19 protein-coding genes are annotated in these 25,339 nt (G+C 69.6%); 12 read left to right on the forward strand and 7 right to left on the reverse strand.

The annotated features are described in order from the left end of the window. Positions 1–18: 18 nt before the first annotated feature. The 7 genes from glnII (at position 19) to BIV24_RS06500 (ending at position 7,863) form a co-directional block, all read left to right on the forward strand. Positions 19–1,047: a glutamine synthetase gene (gene glnII / locus BIV24_RS06470; RefSeq protein WP_071365188.1), complete on the forward strand. Its 1,029-nt coding sequence runs from the start codon at positions 19–21 to the stop codon at positions 1,045–1,047. 211 nt (positions 1,048–1,258) lie between these two features. Next, positions 1,259–2,266, forward strand: coding sequence for an SDR family oxidoreductase (locus BIV24_RS06475; protein WP_107459237.1), 1,008 nt, complete (start codon positions 1,259–1,261; stop codon positions 2,264–2,266). A gap of 254 nt (positions 2,267–2,520) precedes the next feature. After that, complete coding sequence (locus BIV24_RS06480) at positions 2,521–3,048, forward strand: tetratricopeptide repeat protein (protein ID WP_245766687.1); 528 nt, start codon at positions 2,521–2,523, stop codon at positions 3,046–3,048. Positions 3,049–3,135: 87 nt separating this feature from the next. Beyond that, the gene (locus BIV24_RS06485) at positions 3,136–5,061 is read left to right on the forward strand and encodes a hypothetical protein (RefSeq protein WP_071365229.1); all 1,926 of its coding nucleotides are present in this window, start codon (positions 3,136–3,138) and stop codon (positions 5,059–5,061) included. A gap of 102 nt (positions 5,062–5,163) precedes the next feature. Next, entirely contained in the window at positions 5,164–6,042 is an 879-nt protein-coding gene (locus BIV24_RS06490) for a metal-dependent hydrolase (protein ID WP_071365190.1), read from the forward strand. Next, positions 6,042–7,100, forward strand: a complete 1,059-nt coding sequence (locus BIV24_RS06495; protein ID WP_071365191.1) for a PDR/VanB family oxidoreductase — start codon at positions 6,042–6,044, stop codon at positions 7,098–7,100. Before BIV24_RS06490 ends, BIV24_RS06495 begins: the two co-directional genes overlap by 1 nt. A gap of 46 nt (positions 7,101–7,146) precedes the next feature. Continuing rightward, positions 7,147–7,863, forward strand: coding sequence for a TetR/AcrR family transcriptional regulator (locus tag BIV24_RS06500; RefSeq protein WP_079168043.1), 717 nt, complete (start codon positions 7,147–7,149; stop codon positions 7,861–7,863). 81 nt (positions 7,864–7,944) lie between these two features. On the opposite strand, the gene pulA is transcribed toward BIV24_RS06500, so the two are convergent. Both pulA and BIV24_RS06510 read right to left on the reverse strand, forming a co-directional pair. After that, a complete protein-coding gene (gene pulA, locus BIV24_RS06505) occupies positions 7,945–13,389 on the reverse strand; it encodes a pullulanase-type alpha-1,6-glucosidase (protein WP_071365193.1) in 5,445 nt (1,814 codons plus the stop codon). Between the two features lie 377 nt (positions 13,390–13,766). Beyond that, positions 13,767–14,183: an ATP-binding protein gene (locus tag BIV24_RS06510; RefSeq protein ID WP_071365194.1), complete on the reverse strand. Its 417-nt coding sequence runs from the start codon at positions 14,181–14,183 to the stop codon at positions 13,767–13,769. Positions 14,184–14,407: 224 nt separating this feature from the next. Here BIV24_RS06510 and BIV24_RS06515 point away from each other — a divergent pair, with 224 nt between their 5' ends. Together BIV24_RS06515 and BIV24_RS06520 are read left to right on the forward strand one after the other, a co-directional pair. Beyond that, positions 14,408–15,259, forward strand: coding sequence for a helix-turn-helix domain-containing protein (locus tag BIV24_RS06515; RefSeq protein WP_071365195.1), 852 nt, complete (start codon positions 14,408–14,410; stop codon positions 15,257–15,259). Positions 15,260–15,267: 8 nt separating this feature from the next. Then, entirely contained in the window at positions 15,268–15,483 is a 216-nt protein-coding gene (locus tag BIV24_RS06520; protein WP_071365230.1) for a DUF397 domain-containing protein, read from the forward strand. Positions 15,484–15,559: 76 nt separating this feature from the next. Here the strand turns inward: BIV24_RS06520 and BIV24_RS06525 are convergent, their stop codons facing one another. Continuing rightward, the gene (locus tag BIV24_RS06525) at positions 15,560–16,480 is read right to left on the reverse strand and encodes an EamA family transporter (RefSeq protein ID WP_071365196.1); all 921 of its coding nucleotides are present in this window, start codon (positions 16,478–16,480) and stop codon (positions 15,560–15,562) included. Between the two features lie 52 nt (positions 16,481–16,532). On the opposite strand from BIV24_RS06525, the gene BIV24_RS06530 reads away from it, so the two are divergent. Further along, a complete protein-coding gene (locus BIV24_RS06530; RefSeq protein ID WP_071365231.1) occupies positions 16,533–17,057 on the forward strand; it encodes a MarR family winged helix-turn-helix transcriptional regulator in 525 nt (174 codons plus the stop codon). Positions 17,058–17,444: 387 nt separating this feature from the next. Next, positions 17,445–18,278 carry a PIG-L family deacetylase gene (locus BIV24_RS06535; RefSeq protein ID WP_071365197.1) on the forward strand — a complete coding sequence of 278 codons (834 nt, stop codon included), beginning with the start codon at positions 17,445–17,447 and terminating at the stop codon, positions 18,276–18,278. A 148-nt stretch (positions 18,279–18,426) separates the two neighbouring features. Here BIV24_RS06535 and BIV24_RS06540 read toward each other — a convergent pair whose 3' ends face one another. The 4 genes from BIV24_RS06540 to BIV24_RS06555 all read right to left on the reverse strand — a co-directional run bounded on the left by BIV24_RS06540 (position 18,427) and on the right by BIV24_RS06555 (position 23,598). After that, positions 18,427–20,142 carry a glycoside hydrolase family 13 protein gene (locus tag BIV24_RS06540; RefSeq protein WP_071365198.1) on the reverse strand — a complete coding sequence of 572 codons (1,716 nt, stop codon included), beginning with the start codon at positions 20,140–20,142 and terminating at the stop codon, positions 18,427–18,429. A gap of 147 nt (positions 20,143–20,289) precedes the next feature. Beyond that, positions 20,290–21,192 (reverse strand): sugar ABC transporter permease, encoded by a 903-nt coding sequence (locus BIV24_RS06545; protein ID WP_071365199.1) that lies wholly within the window; start codon positions 21,190–21,192, stop codon positions 20,290–20,292. Between the two features lie 16 nt (positions 21,193–21,208). Further along, positions 21,209–22,213, reverse strand: coding sequence for a carbohydrate ABC transporter permease (locus BIV24_RS06550; protein WP_071365200.1), 1,005 nt, complete (start codon positions 22,211–22,213; stop codon positions 21,209–21,211). 113 nt (positions 22,214–22,326) lie between these two features. Beyond that, a complete protein-coding gene (locus BIV24_RS06555; protein WP_071365201.1) occupies positions 22,327–23,598 on the reverse strand; it encodes an extracellular solute-binding protein in 1,272 nt (423 codons plus the stop codon). A 427-nt stretch (positions 23,599–24,025) separates the two neighbouring features. On the opposite strand from BIV24_RS06555, the gene BIV24_RS06560 reads away from it, so the two are divergent. Next, entirely contained in the window at positions 24,026–25,060 is a 1,035-nt protein-coding gene (locus BIV24_RS06560) for a LacI family DNA-binding transcriptional regulator (RefSeq protein ID WP_071365202.1), read from the forward strand. The last annotated feature ends 279 nt before the right edge of the window (positions 25,061–25,339 follow it).

Raw genomic sequence — 25,339 nt, forward strand, 5'->3', positions numbered from 1 at the left:
CCCGAAGGATGAGCCCCCGTGACCTTCAAGGCTGAGTACATCTGGATCGATGGCACCGCGCCGACGGCCAAGCTTCGTTCCAAGACGAAGATCCTGGCGGGCGACGCCCAGGGTGCGCAGCTGCCGCTGTGGGGCTTCGACGGGTCCTCCACCAACCAGGCCGAGGGCCACTTCTCTGACCTCGTGCTCAAGCCGGTCTTCTCCTGCCCCGACCCGATCCGCGGCGGCGGCGACATCCTGGTGATGTGCGAGGTCCTCAACACGGACATGACCCCGCACCGGTCCAACACGCGTGCCGCGCTGGCCGAGGTCGCCGAGAAGTTCGCCGCGCAGGAGCCGATCTTCGGTATCGAGCAGGAGTACACCTTCTTCGACGGCATGCGTCCGCTCGGCTTCCCCGAGGGCGGCTTCCCGGCCCCGCAGGGCGGCTACTACTGCGGTGTCGGCGCGGACGAGATCTTCGGCCGTGACGTCGTCGAGGCGCACCTGGACAACTGCCTGAAGGCGGGCCTCGGCATCTCCGGTATCAACGCCGAGGTCATGCCCGGCCAGTGGGAGTTCCAGGTCGGTCCGCTGTCCCCGCTGGAGGTCTCCGACCAGCTGTGGGTCGCCCGCTGGCTGCTGTACCGCACCGCCGAGGACTTCAACGTCTCCGCCACCCTCGACCCGAAGCCGGTCAAGGGCGACTGGAACGGCGCCGGCGCGCACACCAACTTCTCCACCAAGGCGATGCGCGAGGGCTACGACGCGATCATCACGGCGTGCGAGTCGCTCGGCGAGGGCTCCAAGCCGCTGGACCACGTCAAGAACTACGGCGCCGGCATCGACGACCGCCTGACCGGCGCGCACGAGACCGCCCCGTGGGACGAGTACTCGTACGGTGTCGCCGACCGCGGTGCCTCGGTCCGCATCCCGTGGCAGGTCGAGAGGGACCGCAAGGGCTACATCGAGGACCGCCGCCCGAACGCCAACGTCGACCCGTACGTGGTCACGCGCCTGCTCACCGACACGTGCTGCGCCGCGCTGGAGAAGGCCGGCCAGGTCTGATCTCGCTCGCTCCGCGAGGGGGCGCACACCGCTCTGGTGTGCGCCCCCTCGCGTTGTCAGTGGGGCGTGCCAGGACGAGGACCGCGACGCTCACCCCAAGTACGCGCCGCACGCCGGCCCTTGACGCGACACCGCGGCGCCGCCGGTTCGGATCTTCTCTGTCAGCAGAACTCGCTTCCGCGCCGTGCTCCGGCCGGGCAGAGTTGCCGGTATGAGACTTCTGGTGCTGGGCGGTACGGAGTTCGTGGGGCGGGCCATCGTGGAGGCGGCACTCGGGCGGGGCTGGGAGGTGACCGTCTTCCACCGCGGTCATCACGAAGCACCGCCCGGGGTGCGGTCGTTGCTGGGCGACCGCACCGCGCCCGACGGTCTCACGGCGCTGGCGGATGAAGCGGCCGGGGAAGAGTGGGACGTCGTCGTGGACACCTGGTCGGGGGCGCCGCGGGCCGTCCGGGACACCGCGCGGCTGCTGGCCGGGCGCGCGGCGCGGTATGTGTACGTGTCGACCTGCTCGGTGTACGCGTGGGCACCGGACCCCGGCTACGACGAGGACGCGCCCCTCGTGGAAGGGTCGGCGGACGCGGAGCAGATCGACTACGGCCGGGACAAGCGGGGCGGCGAGCTGGCCGCGGTGGACGCCTTCGGCGCGGACCGCTCGGTGCTCGTGCGGTGCGGGCTGATCCTCGGCCCGTACGAGAACATCGGGCGGCTGCCGTGGTGGCTGAACCGGATCGCCCGCGGGGGCCCGGTCCTGGCTCCGGGACCGCGGGACCTGCCCGTCCAGTACGTCGACGTCCGCGACCTCGCCGAGTGGACCCTCGGGGCGGCGGAACGGGAGCTGAGCGGGCCGTACAACCTCGTCGCCCCGCGCGGGCACACCACGATGGGCGCGCTGCTGGAGGAGTGTGTCCGGGCCACCGGGAGCGAGGCGGAGCTGCGGTGGACGGCGCCCGAGGTGATCCTCGACGCCGGGATCGAGCCGTGGACGCAGTTGCCGGTGTGGGTGCCGTCCGGCAGCGAGGAGGAGGCGGCCCTGCACAGCGTCGACGTGTCCCGGGCGATACGGGACGGGCTGCGGTGCCGACCGGTCGAGGAGACCGTGCACGACACCTGGACGTGGCTCCAGGACATCGGCGGGGTCGCGCCGCTGCGGCAGCGGCCCGGCCGGGTCGCGCTGGGCCTCGACCCCGCGGTGGAGGCGAAGGTGCTCGGACTGTGAACACCGGGCCGGGGGGTGTCGTCAGTACACCCCCCGGCCCGGTGGCCATCCCCTGTCCACCTCATGTGTACCTCCGATCGTGGCGGCCGTGCCGTCGAGGGCCCCTGGCGGGCCTCGCTCTTCCGTACGGCTCCGGAGCGCCCCGTACTCAAGGGCGCCACGGCCCCCTCCGAGATCAGGGAAATCCCCTGCCATCGGCGGGCACACCCGTGCGAAGGTGGGTCGCCTCAGAGATCCACGACGAAGGGGGACCCGTGAGTACTCAGGACTGGGAGCAGCGCGTGACCGCCGCCTGGGCGGCCTTCGACGACTACGTCGGGACGGAATCCACCGGCGGCTCCGCAGCGGGCGAGGCGGACTTCCGGGCGGTGATCGACGCCCTCGTCGCCGAACTGCCCGAGGACAGCCCGCTCGGCCCCTTCGAGCGGGCCTGCGCCTGGGACTCCACGGGCCACTCGGACAAGGCGGTGCCCCTGTACCGGGAGGCGCTGGCCCGCGGCCTCGACGGCTACCGGGGACGCCGGGCGAAGATCCAGCTGTCCAGCTCGCTGCGGAACACCGGCCGGGCGGAGGAGGGCGTCAAGCTGCTCACGCCCGAACTCGACGCTCCGTCGGACGAGTTGAACGACGCCGTACGCGCCTGTCTGGCCCTGTGCCTGTCCAGTCTGGGTCGCGACCGCGAGGGGCTGTCCCTCGTCCTCGGCGCACTCGCACCTCATCTTCCGCGCTACCAGCGGTCGATGACGAACTACGCGCGGCAGCTGGTCGACCCGGAGAACTGATCCTTCCCCTCCTCCCACGAGCCGTCGCGCGCCCCGCCTCCGGGGCGGTCCAGGTGACCAACGATGGCCTCGCTCGTTTTGCTGGACGTGCACTCACAGGATGTCGCCCCCCGCCCGACTCGGCACTCCAAACCGGTCGTCGACGTCGAGCAGGCGCAGGCCGCGCTCGTCGCGCATTACCCGCGGCTCGTCCGGCTCGCCTATCTGGTGCTGCCTCCGGGGCTCGGCCGCAGCCGGCGGGTGCTGACCGCACACGCCCTCACCCAGCGGGCGCTGCCCCGCGGGCGCGCCTCCACGACCGTGATCCCGACCCAGGGCAAAGGCGGGGAGGCCCGCGACGGCGACCCGGGATACTCCTTCATCCGCCTCCGGGTGGTGCGTTCGGTGCTGGAGGCGGCCCCTCCGCCGAAGCGTGCGGCCTGGCCGAAGCGGTCTCAGCTACCGCCCCTGCTCCCCCGGGTGTGGGGCCTGAGGCTCATCCCGCGCGCGAGCGGTGCCGACGAACTCGCCCTGGACCAACGGCTGTCGACACTGTCCGGTGCGGCCCGCGCCGCCTATGTGCTGCGGGGCCTGGAGAAGCTCTCCGAGGACGGCGTACGCAAGGTGCTGGCCGCGGCAGGCGTCGCGGACCCGGCGGCGGCCGTCCAGGAGGCCGCGGGCGTACCGGTCCACGGCGCGCTGCTCGGCTCCCCCGCGTTCGACCCGTGTGCGCTGCAGGCGCGGCCCACCGATCTGATGCGGCGCAGACAGCACACGAAGGCCGCGCTCGCCGCCGCTGCAGCCGTCGCGGTGTGCGGGGCCCTGCTCGCGCTGCCGGGCGACGGCAGGGGCCCGGACGGGGCGGCAGCCCCCTCGTACGCGCAGAACCCGGCCGCCCGGGCCGCCCTGGATCCGGCGAGAGTGACCAAGGTGGCACCCACCGCGTGGAGGACGGCGGCCCGCACCGACCTCTCCGTGTGGCCCGCGCGCGGCAACCTCGCCGGTGACAGCGCGCTGCTGCGCCGGGCGCTCGCCGTGTGGGCGCGGCCGAGCGGTTCCGTCCAGGTATCGGTGACCCCCGGCACGCCGTCGGGCGGTCCGGCCGGACCGCCGCAGCTGCTGTACGCGGGCGAGGTCGACTCCGCGCGCGTAGTGATCTTCTACGACGGTCTGCGCGTCGCGCGGTACGCCGAGCCGAAGAACGGCGCGATGGGGGCCGCGCTCGACTTCGCGCGGGTCGACGCGGCCACCGGCGCCGAGGCCGACGCGGTGGTGCTGGATCGCGTCGATGGCAACGTCCGTTATCTGACGGCTCCTTGGGTGACCAAGGCGGGCGAGCGGGACCTGATGAAGCCCGCGTCCGGGACGATGGATCTGGGTCCGGCCGACGGCGTGACCGCGCCCTTGGCCAGCCCGGCGCAGCAGACCGGCTCGTGCGCGTCGTGGAACGTGCTGCAGCTGACCGACGATGCGGGCACGCGTCTGCTGACCGACCTCGGGGAGCTGACGCCGGCGCATCTGACCGTGGGGCGGCCGACCGCGCCGCAGGAGGCGTCCGGGGCGGCGGCACTGCGCACCTGGTCGCCGTTCGCGTGCTCGCTCGCGGCAATGCGGTCGCAGGGCGTGCGGTCCGTGAACGCCTGGGAGTACGCACGGCAGACGTTGCCGGACGGTACGGGGGCGGCGACGTGGGTGTGCACACGGGCGGACACCTGGCGGGGCGACGAACCCAGGGTGCTGGCGCAGTTCCACACGCCGGGCGGGGCGCTCGGAGCGGTGGTGGCGAAGGCCGAGAGTGTTCCCGCGTGCGGCGCGAAGGATCCCCATGTGCTGGCGGGCGTGCTGTGGAAGTCCGCGGCGGGCGGCTGGTATCTGCTCGCCGCCGGGAGCAAGGACACCGCGTCGATCACGGCGAGCGGCGGGGTAAGCGGGTCGGCGCGGGGGAACCTGCTGGCGGTGCGGGCGAAGCACGGTGCGGAGGCCGGGCTGACCGGGACCCTGACGAACGGGAAGACGGTCAGCGGGCTGCGGTAGGTCCCACGCGGTCGGGCTCCACCGTCATGGGCGAGCACGGTCGCGTCGGAAAAACAGCACACAGGGGTTCTGCACGGGCTTACTCGTCAGTACATTGACGCCATGTCTAACAACCAGGCCCGGGTGGTGCTCACAGCGCGGAGGGTGTCCTTCTCCTGGGAGGACACCCCGCTGCACTGGGTTCCCGAGGACCCGTTCACCTCGCACACCATCAATGTGCTGCATCTGCTGCTGCCCGCCGGTGAGCGCTGGTTCGTGCACGTCTACAAACAGGTCCTCCCGTACATCCGGGACGAGCGGCTCCGTGAGGACGTCATCGGGTTCATCGGCCAGGAGGCCATGCACTCCCAGGCCCATGACGAGGTGCTGCCGCATCTGCGGGACCTCGGGCTCGACCCGACCCCGTACACCGCCCAGGTCGACTGGTTCTTCGAGAAGCTTCTCGGCGACCGGACCCTGCCGCCGGGCCGGGCCCGCAGATGGTGGCTGATGGAGCGGGTGGCGCTCATCGCGGCCATCGAGCACTACACCGCGTTCCTCGGCGACTGGGTGCTCAACGCCGACGAGTTGGACCGCCGCGGGGCCGATCCCACAATGCTGGACCTGCTGCGCTGGCACGGCGCCGAGGAGGTCGAACACCGGTCGGTGGCCTACGAGTTGTTCATGCACCTGGACGGCGACTACCGGCGGCGGGTGCGGACCTGGGCGGCCGCGTTCAGCGCGCTGGTGTTCCTGTGGCAGCGCGGGACGCGGTTCTTCATGGAGAACGACCCGACGCTCGTCGCGGGCCGCGCCACCTTCCGGGACTTCCATCGGCGGGGCCAGGAGGGTGTGCTGCCGTCGACCGGCGCCATGCTCAGATCGATACCGCGCTATCTGGGCCGCACCTACCATCCCTCGCAGGAGGGCTGCGCCGCGCAGGCCGTCGCCTACCTCGCCGCCTCCCCCGCCGCGATCGCCGCCGAGAAGGGGGTGGCGTGATGCCCGGGCTGCGGACCGTCGTGGTCGTCGCGGGTGCCGCGCTGCTCGCCCGGCGGGCGCTGCGCCGCCGGATCCAGGAGTCGCCGCTGTGGCCGCTGCCCGCCCTGGAGGAGCCGGTCTCCGGCCGGCCGCGCACCCGTGCGCTGCGGCTCCGGGTCGCCCGGCACGAGACCGTCGCCGACGATGTAGTACGACTGCGCCTGGAAGGACGGGAGTTGCCGCGCTGGGAGCCGGGCGCGCACATCGACCTGGTGCTGCCCTCGGGGCTCGTACGGCAGTACTCGCTGTGCGGGGACACCACGGACACCGCGTCGTACACCGTGGCGACCCGGCTCGTCGAGGACGGGCGCGGCGGGTCACGCGAGGTGCACGAGCGGCTGTGCGAGGGGACGCAGGTCGAGGTGCGCGGGCCGCGCAACCGGTTCCCGCTCGTGGATGCGCCCGCGTATGTCTTCGTGGCCGGCGGAATCGGGATCACCCCGATCCTGTCCATGCTGCGGAGTCTTCCGCCCACCGCACGCTGGCGGTTGCTGTACGGCGGGCGCAGCCGTGCCTCGATGCCGTTCCTGGACGAGATCGAGAAGCTGGGAGAAGACCGGGTCACGGTCGTCGCCGAGGACGAGGACGGGCGGCCCGATCTGGACGCGCTGTTCAGGGACGTGCCCGCGGGTACGGCCGTGTACTGCTGCGGCCCCGAGGGGCTGATGGAGGCGGTGGAGGCCCGTCTCCCCGAGGGTGCCGGTCTTCACACGGAGCGGTTCGCGCCGCGTGCCACGGCCGGTGGAGACCATCCCTTCGAGGTCGAACTGCGGCGCAGCAACCGCACGGTGACCGTGCCGGCCGACTCCTCCGTGCTCGCCGCGGTCCGCGCGGAGCTGCCGGGCACCCTGTACTCCTGCGAGCAGGGCTTCTGCGGGACCTGTCAGCAGCGGGTACTGGACGGTGAGGTCGACCACCGGGACGAGCTGCTCACGGACGCGGAGCGTGGTGACTCGATGCTGATCTGTGTGTCACGGGCGCTGGGTGAGCGCATCGTCCTGGACAGTGAACTGCCGTGATCCCTCCGGCCCGTTCGCGGTCGGATCCGATCGGTAAGGTGTTCGCATGACTACCGGCGTACGTCGCAGAATGGAAGTCGAGGAGCGGCGGCAGCAGTTGATCGGCGTCGCGCTCGAGCTGTTCAGCCGGCGCTCTCCCGAAGAGGTCTCCATCGACGAGATAGCGTCGGCCGCCGGTATCTCCCGACCGCTGCTCTATCACTACTTTCCCGGCAAACTCAGCCTGTACGAAGCGGCGTTGAAGCGTGCGTCGGAGGATCTCGCGGCGCGGTTCGTGGAGCCGGAGGAGGGCCCGCTGGGGGCGCGGCTGCTGCGGGTGATGCGCCGCTTCTTCGACTTCGTCGACGACCACGGCCCCGGTTTCTCGGCGCTGATGCGCAGCGGCCCCGCCGTCTCCGCGGGCAGCGCCCGCTCCAGAGATGCGCTGTCGCGAACGCACGCACTGATCGACTCGGTGCGGCAGGCCGCGTACGTGCAGATCCTCGCGCATCTGAGGGTCCAGGATCCGCCGGCGCGGCTGGAGCTGGTCATCCGCTCATGGATCTCGCTCGCGGAGTCGACGGCGCTGCTCTGGCTGGACGGCCGGCGGGTGCCACGGGGCGAGCTGGAGGTACAGCTCGTACATGACTTCGGGGCGCTGGTCGCGGTCAGCGCCGCGTACGACGCCGACATGGCGGCGCTGCTGCGCGGCGTCCTCCGGGACGAGCCGAACGACGGGCCCTTCAGCGACCTGATCACCCGGCTCGTCGCCCTCGCGTCCTGAAGCGGTCAGCTCTCGAACGTGCGGTTCCACGCGGGGAACGGCGGGGCGGACCCGGAGTTCCGAGCCCGCCCTGCCATTGCGCTAGCGCGTGCCCCGGGCGAAGACCGCCACGGTGCGGCCCGGCACGGTGAACGTGCCGGATTCCGCCGCGTACGACGACGTCTTGACGACGGGGTCCGTGCCCGCGGACTGCACCGGGTGCAGTGCGTAGTGCTTCCCGGCGAGGGCGCCGACCGTCTGCTGCTGCTTGCCCGGCGTCGCGTTGAAGACGACGACCAGGTCGCCCAGCTCCATGGTGATCACGCCGGGTGTCTCGTTCTTCCCGGACAGCGGGAAGGAGAGCTGCGACTGCACCTGGCCGGTGGTGCCGAGGGAGAAGGCGGGCTCGGTCGTGCGGATCCTCAGCAGGTCGCGGTACGCGGCCGAGGCGCCGTCGATCTGGTCGCATCCCACCTTGACGGAGGTCAACAGGGGCCCCGCGTAGTCCCACTTGGACCGGTTGTCGGCCGCCATCGGCAGTCCGCGCCCGAAGCCGTTGCCGTCCCGGCAGTCCCAGTGGATGGCGTTGAACCAGTCGCCGCTGTCGTAGGAGTTGCGGTCCAGGGACTTGGAGCGCAGCAGGTCGGAGCCGGCCTGGGAGAGCGACGGGCCCTGCGAGAGGCCGGCCGTGGCCATGGCGAGGACCTGCATACGGGCCCGGCCGGCCGCCGAGGTGTTCTTCGGCAGTTTGAAGGCGAGCGCGTCGAACAGCGACTCGTTGTCGTGCGCGTCGGCGTAGGCGAGCGCGTCGCCCGGTGCGTCCGCGTAGCCGGCGGGCGCACCGTTGTAGTCGACCTCGGAGCCGGTGACCTCCTTGCCGTCGGTGTCGGTGAAACGGTAGGCGGCGAGGTTGCCGGTCAGACCGACCTTGATGAGGTCCTGGTAGTGCAGCAGGCGGGCCTTCTGCTCGGCCGTCGTCCCGTTGTCCGCGGCGGGGTTGGGGTCGGTGTACAGACCGGATGCGAAGCCCTGGATGCCCGGGTCCTCGTCGAAGGGGCCCCCGCCGCGCACGGCGTCCCGGGCACGGTCGGAGAAGGTCGCGATGCCGGTGCCGGCCATGTGCTGCTGGGTGGCCTGCTCGAAGCGGGCGTCGTTCGCGACCTCGCCGAAGTTCCAGCCCTCGCCGTACAGGATGATCTTCTTGCCGTCGACGCCGTCCTTGGCGGGGGTGAGCGCGTCGAGCGCCTTGCGCACGGCGAGGATGTTGGCCTTCGGGTGGTGGCCCATGAGGTCGAAGCGGAAGCCGTCGACCTTGTACTCCCTGGCCCAGGTGACGATCGAGTCCACGACCAGCTTGCCCATCATCGCGTTCTCGGGCGCGGTGTTCGCACAGCAGGTGCTGTTGGCGACCGAGCCGTCGGCGAGCAGCCGCTGATAGTAGCCGGGCACGACCTTGTCGAGGACGCTGGTGTCCGCCTGCCCGGCGGCCGCGGTGTGGTTGTAGACGACGTCCATCACGACCCGCAGGCCGTCCTCGTTCAGCGCCTTGACCATCTTGCGGAACTCGACGGTGCGGTCCGTGCCGTTCGGGTCGGTGGCGTAGGAGCCCTCGGGGACCGTGTAGTGGTACGGGTCGTAGCCCCAGTTGTAGGCGTCCTTCGCGGCGGTGGCAGAGACGCACTCCTGCTGCCGGTCGGAGTCGGCCGGGTAGGAGGCGAGGTCGCAGTCGGGGGTGGCCTGCTCGGACTTCTTCTCGGGGATCGTCGCGATGTCGAACGCGGGCAGCAGGTGCACATACGAGGTGCCCGCCGCGGCCAGGTCCCGCAGATGCCGGGAGCCGTCGCTGTTCTTGTCGGTGAAGGCGAGGTACGTGCCCTGGTCCTTGGCCGGTACGGTCTTGTCCGCGGCGGAGAAGTCCCGGATGTGCAGTTCCTGGATCTGGGCGTCCCTGAGCGGCACGGCGTTCGGCTTCTTCAGGGTCGACCAGCCGCCCGGGGCGAGGGACTTGTCCTTCAGGTCGACGACGAGGCTGCGCTCGGAGCCGGCGGTGAGGGCGAGGGAGTACGGGTCGGTGACCTTGTTGGTGACGATCTTCCGGACGCTGGGCGCCCACACGGTGACGCTGTACCGGTAAGGCTTGTTCTTCCAGGACGCCGGTCCGGTGACGGACCAGACGCCGGTGGCGGCGTCTCGGTGCATGGCGACCGTGGAGCCGTCCAGCTCCAGTGAGACGTTCTGTGCGGTCGGCGCCCATAGGGCCAGCGTGGGACGGCCGCCCTGGAAGGTCGGCCCCAGGTCCGCCTTCGTCGCGTCGTACAGGTCGTCGAGCACTCCGGCGATCTGCACGCCCGTCGCCGCCAGGACCGCGCCGTTCGCGGCCCGCTGCGAGGCGACGATCTGGCCGCCGAGGGCCTGGCGCACCCGGTCGCGGTCGCGCGGGTCGACGGACCAGGCGGTGTAGTCCTTCAGGTGCGGGAACTTCGCCTTCTGGGCGTCGGTGAGCGTGGTCCTCGTCAGCCGCAGCCAGCGCTCGTCGTCACTCGTGAGCGTGCCGCCCTTCACTGCGATCGAACCCTCGTGGGAGTACACGAGCTGGGTGGAGGCGGCGCCGTCGGCGCCGCTCCAGGCGAGCGTGTTCCGGTCGATCCAGATCGCCTTGGAGGTGGTCGGGTCCAGGGCGGCCGAGCTGCCCGCGGGCTGGGGAAGCAGGTACTTCTCCTGGCCGTTCAGCAGCCACACCTCGTAGCCGTTCGCCTTGAGGTCGAGGGACTGGTCGGTGGGGAGGTCCTTGTCGTCGCCCTTGTGGACGATGTAGCTGAGGCTGGTGGCACCGTCGGCGAGCGGTACCTCGAAGACCGCTCCGTAGGCGTCGGTCCGCACGGGCTGCAGGGGCTTCGCCCAGTCGGTGGGGTTCGCGGCGCCGGTCCACACGTGCAGGCCCCAGCCGTCGTAGTCCCCTCCCCCAGAGCCTTCGGCCTGGGAGGTACCCCCAGCGCGGTGGTAGTGGATGACCGCCTTGGTCTTGTCCTGCGCCGGGTAGTCCGCGGCCGGCTTCTCGGTGAGGACGGCCTCCTTGCCCTGCTCGACCCACACCTCGCCGGTCTTGGTGACATCGATGGTGCGGTCCGTGGCGACATCCTTGGCGCCGTCCTTGTCGATGACGAGGAAGCCGACACCGGAGGCGCCGGGCTTGAGCTTGACGTAGGCGAAGGCGCCGTAGGCGTCCCGTCCGGTGAACGGGTGGCTGTCCGGCCAGGTCGTCGACTCGCCGTCGGCGAGGTCGCCCCAGGCGTACAGGCCCCAGTCGCCATAGTCGCCGTCGGCGCGCTTGTAGTGGACGATCGCGTAGTCGCGGGAGGAGGCGGTGGGGACCTCGGGCGCGGGCGGGGTGCCGGTGGTGGTCTCGGCCGTGGCGCTCGCCTTCCGGCCGGCCGAGTCGATCACGACTGCCTTGTAGCGCAGGGCCGTTCCGGCCGGTATGTCCTTGCCGATGGCCTGGGTGACCTTGTACGGCGCGTGGTCGGCGGAGCCGAGGGTGCGCCAGGCGCCGTCCCCGGTCTGGGCGGCGAAGACGACACGGTTCAGCTGCCCGCCTGCGACCTCCGCAAAGACCTCCACGGTGCCGGTGGCGCCCGCCTCCGGGGCCTTCAGGATGATCGTCGGCTTGGCGACGGGGGCGCCGAGCCTGCCTTCGGCCTTGAGGACGACGGCGGACCGGGCCGGGACGGTGACCGTCACCTGCTTGCCGGCGTCGCTCTTGACGGACGCGTCCGTGCCGTACAGGCCGCGGAAGGTCATCTGCGCCGATCCGGTCGCGAAGGTCGCCGTCTTCTCCTGGTCGGCGTTGTTGAACGCGACGACGTACTCGGTCCCGTCGGTGCCCGTGCGGGAGAAGGCGTAGACGCCCGCACCGTCGGCCGCGTAGCGCTCGGTCTGGACGCCGTCGGCGAGCGCGGGGTTGTCCTTGCGCAGCTTGGACAAGGCGCTGATCTGCCGGTAGAGCGGTGCGCCGGTGTCGTAGGAGTCGCTGGCGTGGGTGCGGTCGGTGCCGATCTCGTCGTCGTCCAGATAGTCCGCGACCTTGGAGGCGAACATCGTCTGGCGGGCGTCCTTGTCGCCACCGGAGCCCGTGAAGCCCTGCTCGTCGCCGTAGTAGACGACCGGGTTGCCGCGGCTGAGGAACATCAGCTCGTTGGCGAACTCGTCCTTCTTCAGCAGTTCGGCGTCTGTCGCCTTCGGGTCGTCCTGCTTCAGGAAGGACCCGATGCGCCCCATGTCGTGGTTGCCGAGGAAGGTGACCTGCTCGTACGCGTTGGCCTTGTCGGTGGTGTACCTGTAGTCGTCGCCGAAGACGGAGGACAGCTTGCGTGCACTGCCGCCCTGGGAGGCGTACTGGCGGGCCGCCTCCTGGAAGGGGAAGTCGAGGGTCGCGTCGAGGCGGCCCTGGGTGACGTAGGGCGAGGTGACCGAGGTGTCGGAGGAGTAGACCTCGCCGAACATGAAGAAGTTCTTGCGGCCCTGCCGGGCGGCGTACGCGTCCAGCGCGGTCGCCCACTGCGTCCAGAACTCCATGTTCACGTGCTTCACGGTGTCGATCCGGAAGCCGTCGACGCCGAAGTCCCGCACCCAGCGCTCATAGATCTTCTCCATGCCCTGGACGACCTCGGGACGCTCGGTCCACAGGTCGTCCAGTCCGACGAAGTCGCCGTACGTGGAGGACTCACCGGCGTACGTGGAGTCTCCGCGGTTGTGATACATCGCCGGGTCGTTGAGCCAGGCGGGGACCTTGGCGTTCTTCAGCGCGGCGGGGACGGCGGGGGTGCGCGGGAAGGAGGAGCCGTCCACCGCCGGGAAGCGCGTGGCGCCGTCGGCGTAGTCGGCGTCGTCGAAGGGCCGGCCGTCCTTCGTCAGGTACGGGAACGCGCCCTTGGAGAGGTAGTCGTAGGACTTCTCCTCGTAGTCGACGACGTCGGCGGTGTGGTTGGTGATGACGTCGAAGAAGACCTTCATGCCCTTGGCGTGCGCCTTCGAGATGAGGGTCTGGAGGTCCTTGTTCGTGCCGAAGTGCGGGTCGACCTGGGTGAAGTCGGTGATCCAGTAGCCGTGGTAGCCGGCGGAGGCGTTCTCACCGGTTCCCTGGACGGGCCGGTTCTTGAAGATCGGGGCCATCCAGATGGCGGTGGTGCCGAGGCCCTTGATGTAGTCGAGCCGCTGGGTCAGGCCCTTGAGGTCGCCGCCCTGGTAGAAGCCCTTGTCGGTGGGGTCGTAGCCGGTGGCCAGACGCGAACCGGTCAGGCCGCCGCGGTCGTTGGAGGTGTCGCCGTTGGCGAAGCGGTCCGGAAGCACGAAGTAGAACTGCTCGCGGGTGGCGTCGTGCCGGGCGGGCTGGGCGGCGAGTTGCGCGTCGGACGGGGGCGCGGGCGGCGTCGCGGCCCGCGCGGTGAGGGGTGGGAGCAGCGCGGCGGCGAGCGCGGCGACCACGGTGGCCGCGACCCTTCTCCGATACGGGGTGCGGCGCGTCCGGGGCGCCGGCAATCTCGGTATCACGGGCGAAACCTCTCTGCGATGAAGGCTCGTTGGGGATCGCGTGGGTCCGATCCCTCGCCGCGGGACGGCTTCGTCGCCGGGCGCCCGCGCGACCGTACCGCCGACGAAACGCTTACAGCAAGAGGTGTGAAAGTCGGAGCAAGAAATTTCAGTTCCACCGCGGTTACGATCACCCTCTCGACCGGAGGATGTCCGGCCGAGAGGGTACGGCCGGTCAGCAGCTCGACTTGCCCCTGTTGAAGGATCTGTGGTGGGGGCCTGCTCGGGGCGCTGGGACCCTGTGAAGGGAATTGCTGCAAACTTTCAGCAGCTTGCAGTGGAGCAGACCGTACGAGCCGCCGAGTTCGGGGGTCAACCCCTGGGCAGCGAAAGACCGTTCAGGCCACAGCGGCCAGTTCGCACCACACGACCTTGCCTCGGTTGCCTTCTCGCGCCAGCGGCTGCCAGCCCCACAGGTCGGCGCAGGCCCGGACCAGCGCCAGCCCCCGCCCTTCCTCCATGTCGGCGAGCCGCTCCAGCGGCACGGGCGGCTCCGGCGGCTCGGGGTCGGCGTCCCACGCCCCGATCCGCAGCACCCCCGCGGACCAGCGCAAGCGAAGCGCGGCCGGGCCCTTGGTGTGGCGTACGGCGTTGGAGATCAGTTCTGTGGCGAGGAGTTCGGCGGTGTCGACCAGGCGGATCAGTCCATGCATGGTGAGGATCACACGCAGGGTGCGGCGACTGATGGTGACGGCACGCAGGTCGTTCGGGATGTACAGGCAGTACTCCCAGGGTTCGTCCACGTTTTCGGGCATGGGGCAACTCCGGTTGATCGATGGGAGGTTGCAGTGGGCGCGCGGTGGCATTGCCGCGACCGTCACGGCAGGACGGAGCGGTGCGCTTCCGCGAACCCGGCATTTCGCAGAGTGTGCGTTGCGTGACTGACGGTAGACCTAACCTGTTATCCGCAGCAAGTAGATCCCGTAATCTGACCCCGAACGAGTCGCACCGACAGGCATGTTGAACCGAGGAGTAATCGATGGTCCTGAGGCGCGAACCCACAGCACGTCAGATGCGCCTGGCGGTCGAGCTACGCCGACTCCGTGACGCGGCGGGACTCTCCGCGCGCGAGGCAGCGGCGCTGATCGGAGCGAATCGCGTCCAGATCAGCCACATCGAGTCAGGTCTCACAGGCGTGAGCGAGCAGCGCCTTCGCCGCCTTGCGTCCCACTACGCGTGCATGGACGGCGAGTTCGTCGACGCCCTGGTCATACTGGCTACCGATCGGACACGTGGCTGGTGGGAGGAGTACCGGGGACTACTCCCCACTTCGTTCCTGGACCTGTCAGAGCTGGAATACCACTGCACCTACCGATGGGACGTGGACTTCCTGCATGTCCCCGGCCTGCTCCAGACCGAGGGCTACGCGAGGGCACTCTTTTCCTGCCGTGTTCCGGAACTACCCGAAGACGAACTAGAGTTGCGCGTACGTCATCGCATGCAGCGACGCGTCATCCTCGAGCAGCCGGAACCTGTCCGCTACGAAGTGCTGGTACACGAGGCAGCATTGCGGATCAGGGTAGGTGGCCGCGCCGCATCACAGGCTCAGCTGGCCCGCATCCTGGAGCTGTCCGAAGCAGACCACGTGACCGTCCGCGTGATCCCCTTCGAACTGGACGACTTCGCCGACATCACAGCCGCCATGGTGTACGTCGGTGGCCCAGTTTCCAAGCTGGACACAGTGGTACGCGACGGCCCTCACGGCGCGCTCTTCATTGACTCCGAAGCGCAACTCGGCGTCTTCCGAACACTTTTCCGTAGAGTTGAGGCAGCGTCGCTCGACCCCACGCGGTCGCGTGACCTCATCCACAGGTTGACCAAGAGACTGTGAGGCGCTCGGTGACCAGCCCCGACAACTGGCGGAAGTCTTCCTACTCCGGCAGCGGCGACGGCAACGCCTGCGTGGAAGTCGCGAACCGTCGCACCCGCATAGCCGTCCGCGACTCCAAGGCCCCAGCCAGAGCCACTCTCTCCCTCCCGACCGGAGCCTTCACCACCTTCGTCGAAGCCCTCAAGAACGGTCCCACGCCCGGACTTCGCCGCCCCCAGTCCTGAGTCACCACACATCACATCTCCCCACCGGCCCATCCCCGGCGCCCTGCCACCAAGCCGTTGCCTCCACGCCTGATTCTCACAAGGGCTTGCGTATCGAGGGCGTTCCCACGGGAAACTCGCCGGATACCGGATGGGGAGGTGTCTGGCTGCTGTCGCGTCGACCGGCGCGCCTGGGCTGACCCAGGACGACTCCGGCCACGACCAGGACCAGCCCGCACAGTTGCTGGACGGTCACCACCTCTCCGGCGACCGCTGTGCCGAGCAGCACGCCTGTAACGGGGTTGAGCAGTCCGATCAGTCCGACTGTCCCCGCAGACAGGTGCCGCAGCCCGGTGAACCAGGCGGCGAAGGCCAGTGCGGTGGCGACCAGGGCGACGTAGCCGAACGCGAGGAGCGTCGATGGGGAGAGCGCGGGCGGAGGGCCCTCCACGGCCGCGGCGACCGGGAGCAGGAACAGACCCCCGGCGGTGAGTTGCCAGGCGGTCGAGGCGAGCACATCGACACCGTCGCTCCACCGTTTGGCCAGGATGTGGCCGAAGGACGACGCCAGCATGGCGGCGGCCGAGGCGAGGACTCCCGGCACGCTCACCCCTTCCGCCCCCGTGAGCAGCATCAGACAGACCCCGCCGAACCCGATCGCGGCACCGGCGAGATGGGCGGTCCGGGGCCGTTCGGACACCAGGGGCCAGGCGATGAGCATCATCGTCAGCGGGGACATCGCCATGACGGTCGAGGCGACGCTCGTCGGAAGCAGTTGGGAAGCGGCGTAGACGAGGACGAAGAACACGCTCATATTGAGCAGCCCGAGCACCGCGGACCGCCCCCACCACGCGCCGTGCGGCCGCTGCCTGCACAGGGCCAGCAGAACCAGGCCGGCGGGCAGCGCCCGCAGGGCGGCCCCGTACAGCGGGCGGTCGTCCGGCAGGAACTCGTGTGTGACGAAGTAGTTGGTCCCCCAGGCCACCGGCGCGACTGCGGTCAGTGCCACCCAACGCATATTAGCTTCCATGGAAGGCAATATAGCTTCCCAGGAAGTTACTATGGAGTCCATGGAGCACCGTCAACCGCAGGACCGAGTGGCCCGCATCCAGGCCGACTGGCACCTCGAACGGCCCGACCTCGACGTCAGCCCGCTGGGCGTGATCGGCCGACTACACCGTCTGGCCGACCGGCTCACCGAGGAAATCTGCCTCGTCTACGGCCGCTACGGTCTCAGCGAGGGAGAGTTCGACGTCCTGTGCGCACTACGCCGCGCCGGTGAGCCCTACGAACGGGCACCCGGGGAACTCGCGGCGCACACCATGGTCACCACTGGCGCGATGACGAAGAGAATCGACCGCCTGGAGCGAGCCGGACTCGTCACCCGCCGCCGTTCAGACGACGACCAACGCGGCCGGATCGTCGCCCTCACCAGGCCCGGACGCGAACTCATCGACCGGGCGTTCACCGACCACATGCACAACGAACGCAACCTGCTGGATCTGCTGACGCCGGCTGAAGCCAGGACACTTGAAACGCTGCTCACCACCTGGCTCTCCCGCATGGAACATCCGCGTTCTGCCAACGGCGAGTGACCCACCACCCCTCCGGGCTGCGACCAGCGCCTTGGAGGGCTCACGCGGAAGTAGTCGGGTCCACCTCGCTCAGAGTCACCGAGTATCAGCCGAACCACCCGCACGAACAGAGACTTCGAGCCGACTTCCGCACCATCCGAAGCAAGAGCGACTACAAACGCGCACCGGAACACGGAACATGTGCCGGACGCCCAGGGGGTGTTCCCGTGCACGACGGGAACAGCCGGTCCGGCCGGCACTGTTGCACTGGCCGAGGGACCGGCGCCGCGCGGGCGGGGAACAGGAAGACCAAAAGGTCGTCCGCCCCGACGCGATCCGGGCCCCCGGGTCCGCGGTACGCCCGCCGCGGACTCGGACCGAGGCCTTTTCACACAGGAGGACTGTTTCATGAATGACCGGCCCTTGACGCTCATGGCGGTGCACGCCCACCCCGACGACGAGGCCACCGGAACGGGAGGTGTCCTCGCGCGGTACGCGGCGGAGGGCATCCGCACGGTCCTCGTGACGTGCACAGACGGCGGTTGCGGCGACGGACCGGGGGGTGCCAAACCGGGCGATCCCGGGCATGATCCGGCGGCGGTCGCCTTGATGCGGAGTCAAGAACTCAAGGCAAGCTGCGACATCCTGAAGGTCAGTGATCTGGAGATGCTGGACTATGCCGACTCCGGGATGATGGGCTGGCCGACCAACGACGCTCCCGGATCCTTCTGGCAGACCCCGGTGGAGGAGGGCGCTGCCCGACTCGCGGAACTCTTGCGGCGCTACCGACCCGATGTGGTCGTGACCTACGACGAGAACGGCTTCTACGGCCACCCCGACCACATCCAGGCCAACCGCATCACGATGGCGGCGCTGGCGATGACCGCGCTGACACCGAAGGTGTACTGGACCACGGCGCCCCGCTCGATGATGCAGCGGTTCGGGGAGACCATGCGCGAGTTCGGTGCGGACTGGCAGGAGCCGGATCCCGCCGAGGCCGCCGCGATGGCCGAGATCGGACTCCCCGACGACGAGATCACCACCTGGGTGGACACCTCTGCGTTCGGCGGTCAGAAGTTCGATGCGCTCGCCGCGCACGCCAGCCAGGGCGAGAACATCTTCTTCCTCAGGATGGGCCAGGAGAGGTTCACCGAGTTGATGGGCGTGGAGACCTTCGTACGTGTCCAGGACACCACCGGGGCGGCCGTGCCCGAGAACGACCTCTTCGCCGGACTACGCTGATCCGCCCGCCTACCCTGGGCCTGAGAGAGCCTGAGAGGGCCTGATCGCGGCCCGCCAGGGGCACGTGAACCCGTAGGCGAAGCCGGCGAGGCCCGCCGTCCCTGCGGACGGCGGGCCTCTGACACCGCTGAGAAGGGCGTGTGTGGCGTCAGCCGGTGGTCCACCACACCGTCGCGTCCGCCGGGAGCTCGGCCTCGGCGCCCCCGATCGTCACCTCCGCACTGGCAACCAGGACGCGGCCGTACACCGGGGTCGTCACGGCCTCCCCCGTGGTGTTCGCCACGCAGACGAACTCGCCGCGGCGGAAGGCCAGGACGCCCTCGGGGGCCGTCAGCCACTCCACGCTCTCGCCGGCGCCCAGGTCGGGGTGGTCCCGGCGGGTCGTGAGGGCGGTGCGGTACAGCTCCAGGGTGGAGCCCGCCACGCCCTGCTGGACCTCGACGCTCAGCTCGCCCCAGCCCCCGGGCTGCGGCAGCCAGCTGCCGCCGCTGCCGAAGCCGTACGACGACCCCTCGCGCGTCCACGGGATCGGCACCCGGCAGCCGTCGCGGAAGCCGTCCTGGCCCGCGCCCCGGAAGAAGGCGGGGTCCTGGCGGACCTCGTCGGGGAGGTCCACGACGTCGGGCAGGCCCAGCTCCTCGCCCTGGTACACGTACGCCGATCCCGGCAGGGCCAGCATGAGCAGGGTGGCCGCGCGGGCGCGGCGCAGGCCCAGCTCCCGGTCGCCCGCCTCACGGATCTGCGTGCCGAGGCCGGCCTCGTTGGCGAAGCGGGTGGCGTGCCGGGTCACGTCGTGGTTGGACAGCACCCAGGTCGCGGGGGCGCCGACCGGGCGCATCACGTCGAGGGTGCGGTCGATGACGGCACGCAGCTCGGATGCGTCCCAATGGGTGCCCAGGTACTGGAAGTTGAACGCCTGGTGCAGTTCGTCGGGGCGGACGTAGTTGGCGGTGCGCTCGACCGTCGGGGTCCAGGCCTCGGCGACGAAGATGCGCCCTCCCGTCTCCCGCCACCGCCCTTCTGAGGAAGGCCCTTCGGGTTCCTTCTGATGCGCGTACTCGTCGAGAATGGTGCGCCACTGGCGGTAGATGGCGTGCACGCCGTCCTGGTCGAAGAACGGCATGACATCGTTGCCGAGGAGCTTCAGCTGGTCATGGCTGCCGAGGTCCGGCAGGCCCTCCGCCTTCACCAGGCCGTGGGCGACGTCGATACGGAAGCCGTCGACGCCCATGTCGAGCCAGAAGCGCAGGATCGAGCGGAACTCGTCGCCGACCGCGGGGTGGTTCCAGTTGAAGTCGGGCTGCTCCGGCGCGAAGAGGTGCAGGTACCACTCGCCGTCCGGGACCCTGGTCCACGCCGGGCCGCCGAAGATGGACTCCCAGTTGTTCGGCGGGAGTTCGCCGTTCTCGCCCTTGCCCGGCCGGAAGTGGTAGCGCTCCCGCAGGGGCGATCCCGGCCCCTCCGCGAGCGCCCGCTTGAACCACTCGTGCTGGTCGGAGGAGTGGTTGGGGACCAGGTCGACGATGATCCTCAAGCTCTGTGCGTGAGCGTCGCGGATCAGCGCGTCGGCGTCCATGAGGTTGCCGAACATGGGGTCCACGGCGCGGTAGTCGGCGACGTCGTAGCCGGCGTCGGCCTGCGGCGAGGCGTAGAAGGGGCTGAGCCATACGGCGTCGATGCCGAGGTCGCGCAGATAGGGAAGTCGGGAACGTACGCCCTCCAGGTCGCCCATGCCGTCGCCGTTGTCGTCGGCGAAGCTGCGCGGATAGACCTGGTAGATCACCGCGTCCCGCCACCAGTCGCGGTGGGCGGCGATGGTGGCGAGGGCGGTGTCCGGGGCCGGGTCGGCGGAGTGCTGGCTCATGGCGTCCTTGATGCGTAACGAGTCATGGTGGGCGTGGATACGGCGGCGAGGGCCGGAGTACAAGGCGGCCACGGTGTCAGCGGGGTCGGTAGGACACCGCGGCCGCCTACCCGCGCCGTCGGGCGCGGGAGCCTCCTCCGGTGGGCGTCAGCCCTTGGTGCCGCCGGCGGTGAGGCCGGTGACGAGGTTCTTCTGCACAAGGTAGAAGAACACCGACACGGGTATCGCGATCAGCACCGCGGTGGCGGCCATGTAGTTCCACTGGGCGTCGTGCTCGCTGACGAATGTCTGCAGTCCGACGGCAAAGGTGTACTTCGAGTCGTCGAGCAGGAAGGTGGTCGCGAAGGCGACCTCGGCGACGGCGGTGATGAAGTTGTAGAAGGCCGCGACGGCGAGCCCGGGGCGGGACAGCGGGAGGATCAGGCGGAAGAAGGTGCCGAAGGGGGTGAGCCCGTCGACGCGTCCCGCCTCGTCGATCTCGAAGGGGATGGTGTCGAAGTACCCCTTGAGCAGCCAGGCGCTGTAGGGCACGGCCGTGGTGCAGTTGATGAGGATCAGGGCCCCGTAAGTGTCGATGAGACCGAGATCGCTGAAGATCTGGTACATCGGCACGATCAGGACGGCGATCGGGAACGCCTGGGTGAGCAGCAGGACCCACATCAGCTGCCTGTAGCCGGGGAAGCGCATGCGCGAAACCGCGTACCCGGTGGTGGCGGCGACGAAGACGCCGACCAGGGTGGTGCCGAGGGCCACGATCATCGTCGACTTGAACCAGTCGAAGAACGCGGTGTGCTGCAGCACGTAGCTGTAGTTGGAGAAGGAGAGGCTGTCCAGGATCTTGCCCGGGTGCAGGTAGGCGTCCTTGTCGGGGCCGAGGGACAGGTAGAACAGCCAGGCCACCGGGGCCAGCGCGACGAGGCTCGCGACGACGAGTCCGCCGTGCAGCAGGGTGGTGCCGAGCGTGCCGCGCTCGCCTCGCCCGCGGGTGTGGCGCCCAGGCTGCGGCGCGGGCGGTGTGGCCTCGGTCTTCTCGAGGGTCGTGGTGCTCATGGCGGCTCCTGCGGCGTCAGACGGCGAGCTGGTCATTGCGCTTCAGCCAGCGGAAGTAGAAGGAGGTGAAGACGGTCAGGATCGACAGCAGCAGCACACCGTACGCGGCGGACTGGGCGAAGTCCCGCGGCTGCTGTCCGAAGCCCAGGTAGTAGGCCCAGGTGACGAGGATCTGGGCGTCGGGCGCGCCGGTGGGGCCGAACAGCAGGAAGATGATGGCGAACTGGTTGAAGGTCCAGATCACGCCGAGCAGCACCACGGTGGAGCTGACCGCACGCAGGCCGGGCAGCGTGACATGGCGGAAGCGCTGCCAGGTGCTCGCGCCGTCCATCTCCGCGGCCTCGTAGAGGGAGGGGTCGATGGACTGCAGACCGCCGAGCAGCGAGAGCATCATGAACGGCACACCGCACCAGGTGTTGACCGTGATCGCGGCGAACCGCTGCCAGAAGGTGTCCTCCAGCCACTGCGGCTCGGGCAGGTGGAGGGAGTGGAGGACCTGGTTGATGACGCCGGAGTCGGCGAGCATGATCCGCCAGGAGAAGACGGTGACGAAGGTCGGTACCGCCCAGGGCACGACCAGCAGCAGCCGGTAGAAGGTGCGGCCGCGCAGCTTCTGGTTGAGCATCAGCGCGAGGCCGAGACCGATGGTGTAGTGCAGGAACACACAGGCAGCCGTCCAGAAGGCGGTCCACAGGAAGTGCGACCAGAACCGGTCGTAGGCCAACGGCCCGAACAGGATCTCCTTGTAGTTGCCCAGGCCGATGAACTTGTACGTGGCGTCGATGTGGTTGACGCCGATCGTACGGGCGGTGTTGAGGCTGTTGGCGTCGGTGAGGGTCAGATAGAGGCCGTACACCAGGGGGTAGAGCACGAGGACGCCGAGCACGATCACCACGGGCGCGATCATCGCGTACGCGTACCAGTGCTTCTGGTATCCCTGCTTCAGACGCCGGCCCAGGCCGGACCGCGGCGCGCGGTCACCTCGGCGTTCGCCGGTCGCGCGGTCGATGGCGACTGTCATGGTTCGACAACCTTCTCGAAGGTCTGCAGATCAAGGGTGGTTGGGCCGGGCCGCAGGCCGGTGGCCGTCGGATCCTTCCCCCTCTTCTGGAGGATCCGACGGCCACTCGGGGCTTACTTGGCGAAGTCCTGGACCAGCTTGCTGATCGCGGTCTCGGCGTTGTTCAGACCCTGGTCGAGCGACTCCTTGCCACCCGCGATCTTGGGCAGTTCGGTGTCGAGCGGGCCCCACAGCGAGCTGTACTCGGGCAGCGCCGGGCGCGGCTGGGCGGCGGGAAGCACACCCTGGTAGCCGGCGATGCCCGGGTCGGCCTTGACCTGTGCGGTGTACGCGTCGTCACGCGTGGGCAGCGTGGAGTTCTTCAGGGCGATGGCCTCCTGGGTCTTGGCGGAGGTCATGAAGTTGACGAACTTCAGCGCCGCTTCCTGGTGGGCCTTGTCCGAACCGGCGTACACCGAGAGGTTGTGACCACCGGTCGGGGCGCCCGCCTTGCCGGAGGAGCCGGCCGGGACGGTGGCGATGCCGAGGTTGGACTTGTCCTTGAAGGCGCTGCCCTGGTAGAAGTTCGTGATCTCCCAGGGGCCCTGGATGATCGCGGCGACCTTGCCGTTGACGAACGCGTCCTGGATGTGGGCGTAGGCGTCGGCGGTGGTGTCGGCCTTGTGCAGCCCCTTGCCGGAGAACAGGCTCAGCCAGGTGCCGTAGCCCTTCTTCGCGGCGGCCGCGTTCATGGTGATCTTCTTGGCGTCGACGTCGACGGTGTCGGTGCCCTCGCCGAAGAGGAACGACTGCGCGTAGTAGGCCTGGGTGGAGCCCCAGTAGCCGTCGACGCCGGTCTTGTCCTTGATCTTCGCGGCGTCGGCCTTCAGCTCGTCCCAGGTGGCGGGCGCCTTGTCGAGGCCGGCCTTCTTGAAGAGCTCCTTGTTGTAGACCAGCGCGAGGGTGTCGGTGACCAGCGGAACGCCGTAGGTCTTGCCGTCGTACTGGGCCTGCTTGATCAGGCTGGGCTGGAACTTGGCCTGGTCCGCGAGGGCCTCGGTGCCGTCCAGCGGCAGGAAGTAGCCCTTCTTCGCGAAGGCGGGCGTCCAGCCGACCTCGGAGCGCAGCACGTCGGGGGCGCCCTTGGAGCCGGCGGCGGTGTCGAACTTGTTCTGCGCCTGGTCGAAGGGGACGTCGACGTACTTGACCTTGATCTTCGGGTTGTCCTTCTCGAAGTCCTGGACCAGTGCCTTGTACGTAGGCGCCTCATTGGTGGCATTGGAGGTGTCCCACCAGGTGATGGTGACCGGGCCGTCCGACTTGCTGCCGCTGTCACTTCCGCCGCAGGCCGTCGCCGCGAGGGCGACGGACGCCACCAGCGCGGTGGCCGCTATGCCACGCCGCATGAGTTCTCCTTGAGGGTGAAAGCCCGTTGGGGGCGAGGAGACGGTTCGGTCCGCCGTCCCTCTGCCGACTTGCCGACTGCGCCATTGCCGCCGCCGGGCGACGTGAAAGTAACAGCGATGCAACCCCTGCGAAAGGGCTTGCAGAAAAAAAGTGCAAGGCGTCATGACAGTTACCCGTCCGTGACCTGGTCGAGAGGGGTCGTAGACTTGACCTTGCGGCTGCTCTACGGGGCGTCGGGCACTTGTGCAAATTTCTGCAAGTCCTTGCCACACGTGCCGGGCGGGGGAATCATCACATTGCAACCGAACGCCGACCAGAACACGAGGGAGCGCGATGACGCAGCAACCCGCAACGGGCCGTTCGACCGGCCGGGCCAGGCGTCCGTCTGGTGGGCAAGCGGAGACGCGGCGGGTACAGTCCGGTGCCGTGACCACACGGCTTGCCGACATCGCAGCCCAAGCGGGGGTCAGCGAAGCGACTGTCAGCCGCGTCCTGAACGGGAAGCCGGGCGTCGCCGCGACCACCCGCCAGTCCGTCCTGGCCGCCCTCGACGTCCTGGGCTACGAGCGCCCGGTCCGTCTGCGCCAGCGCAGCGAGGGGCTGGTGGGCCTGATAACCCCGGAGTTGGAGAACCCGATATTCCCCGCCCTGGCCCAGGTCATCGGCCAGGCGCTGACGCGTCAGGGGTACACCCCGGTGCTGGCGACCCAGACGCCGGGCGGCTCCACGGAGGATGAGCTGACCGAGATGCTGGTGGACCGCGGGGTCGCGGGCATCATCTACGTCTCCGGGCTGCACGCGGACACCACGGCCGACATGCAGCGCTATGAGCGGCTGCGCGCCCAGGGCGTGCCCTTCGTCCTGGTGGACGGCTTCTCTCCGAAGGTGCAGGCGCCGTTCATCTCCCCCGACGACCGTGCCGCGATGACGCTGGCGGTCACGCACCTGGTGTCCCTGGGGCACACACGGATCGGGCTGGCCCTCGGGCCCAAGCGGTTCGTGCCGGTGCAGCGGAAGATCGAGGGTTTCGTGCGGGCGATGCAGGAGCAGCTCGGGCTGTCCGCCGAGGACGTCGAGACACGGCTGATCCAGCACTCGCTGTACACGCTGGAGGGCGGCCAGGCGGCGGCGTCCGCACTCATCGACCGGGGCTGCACGGCGGTGGTGTGCGCGAGCGACATGATGGCGCTCGGGGCGATACGCGCGGCGCGGCGGCAAGGGCTGGAAGTCCCCACGGACATCTCGGTGGTGGGCTTCGACGACTCCCCGCTCATTGCCTTCACGGACCCGCCGCTGACGACGATCCGCAAGCCGGTACCGGCGATGGGGCAGGCGGCCGTACGGACGTTGCTGGAGGAGATCGGCGGGACGCCTGCGCCGCACAGTGAGTTCGTGTTCATGCCGGAGCTGGTGGTACGGGGTTCGACCGCTTCGGCGCCTGGGGACCGCAGTCGTACCTAGTGCCGTGGCAGGCAACGTTTACCCGTCAAGGAGCGGCGTCGTGGGGGCACCTCCCGCTCTGGGGGTCCCCCCGCTCGAGCGGAGCCGAGAGTGGGGGAGAAGCCGAGAGTAGGGGAGCGTGCTCTGGGGGTCCCCCCTGCTCGAAGAGCTTGGGGGAGTGCCGGACGGAAGCCCTCGTACTGGACGTACTTGGGCTTTCGTCTGGCGCGGCGAGTGGGGCACCCCCTGCTCGAAGAGCTTGGGGAGCGTGCCGGGCGTCGCGGCGGGGCGAACGTTGCC

Origin of the sequence: Streptomyces colonosanans (genome assembly GCF_001866645.1) — a bacterium.
Taxonomy (GTDB): domain Bacteria; phylum Actinomycetota; class Actinomycetes; order Streptomycetales; family Streptomycetaceae; genus Streptomyces; species Streptomyces colonosanans.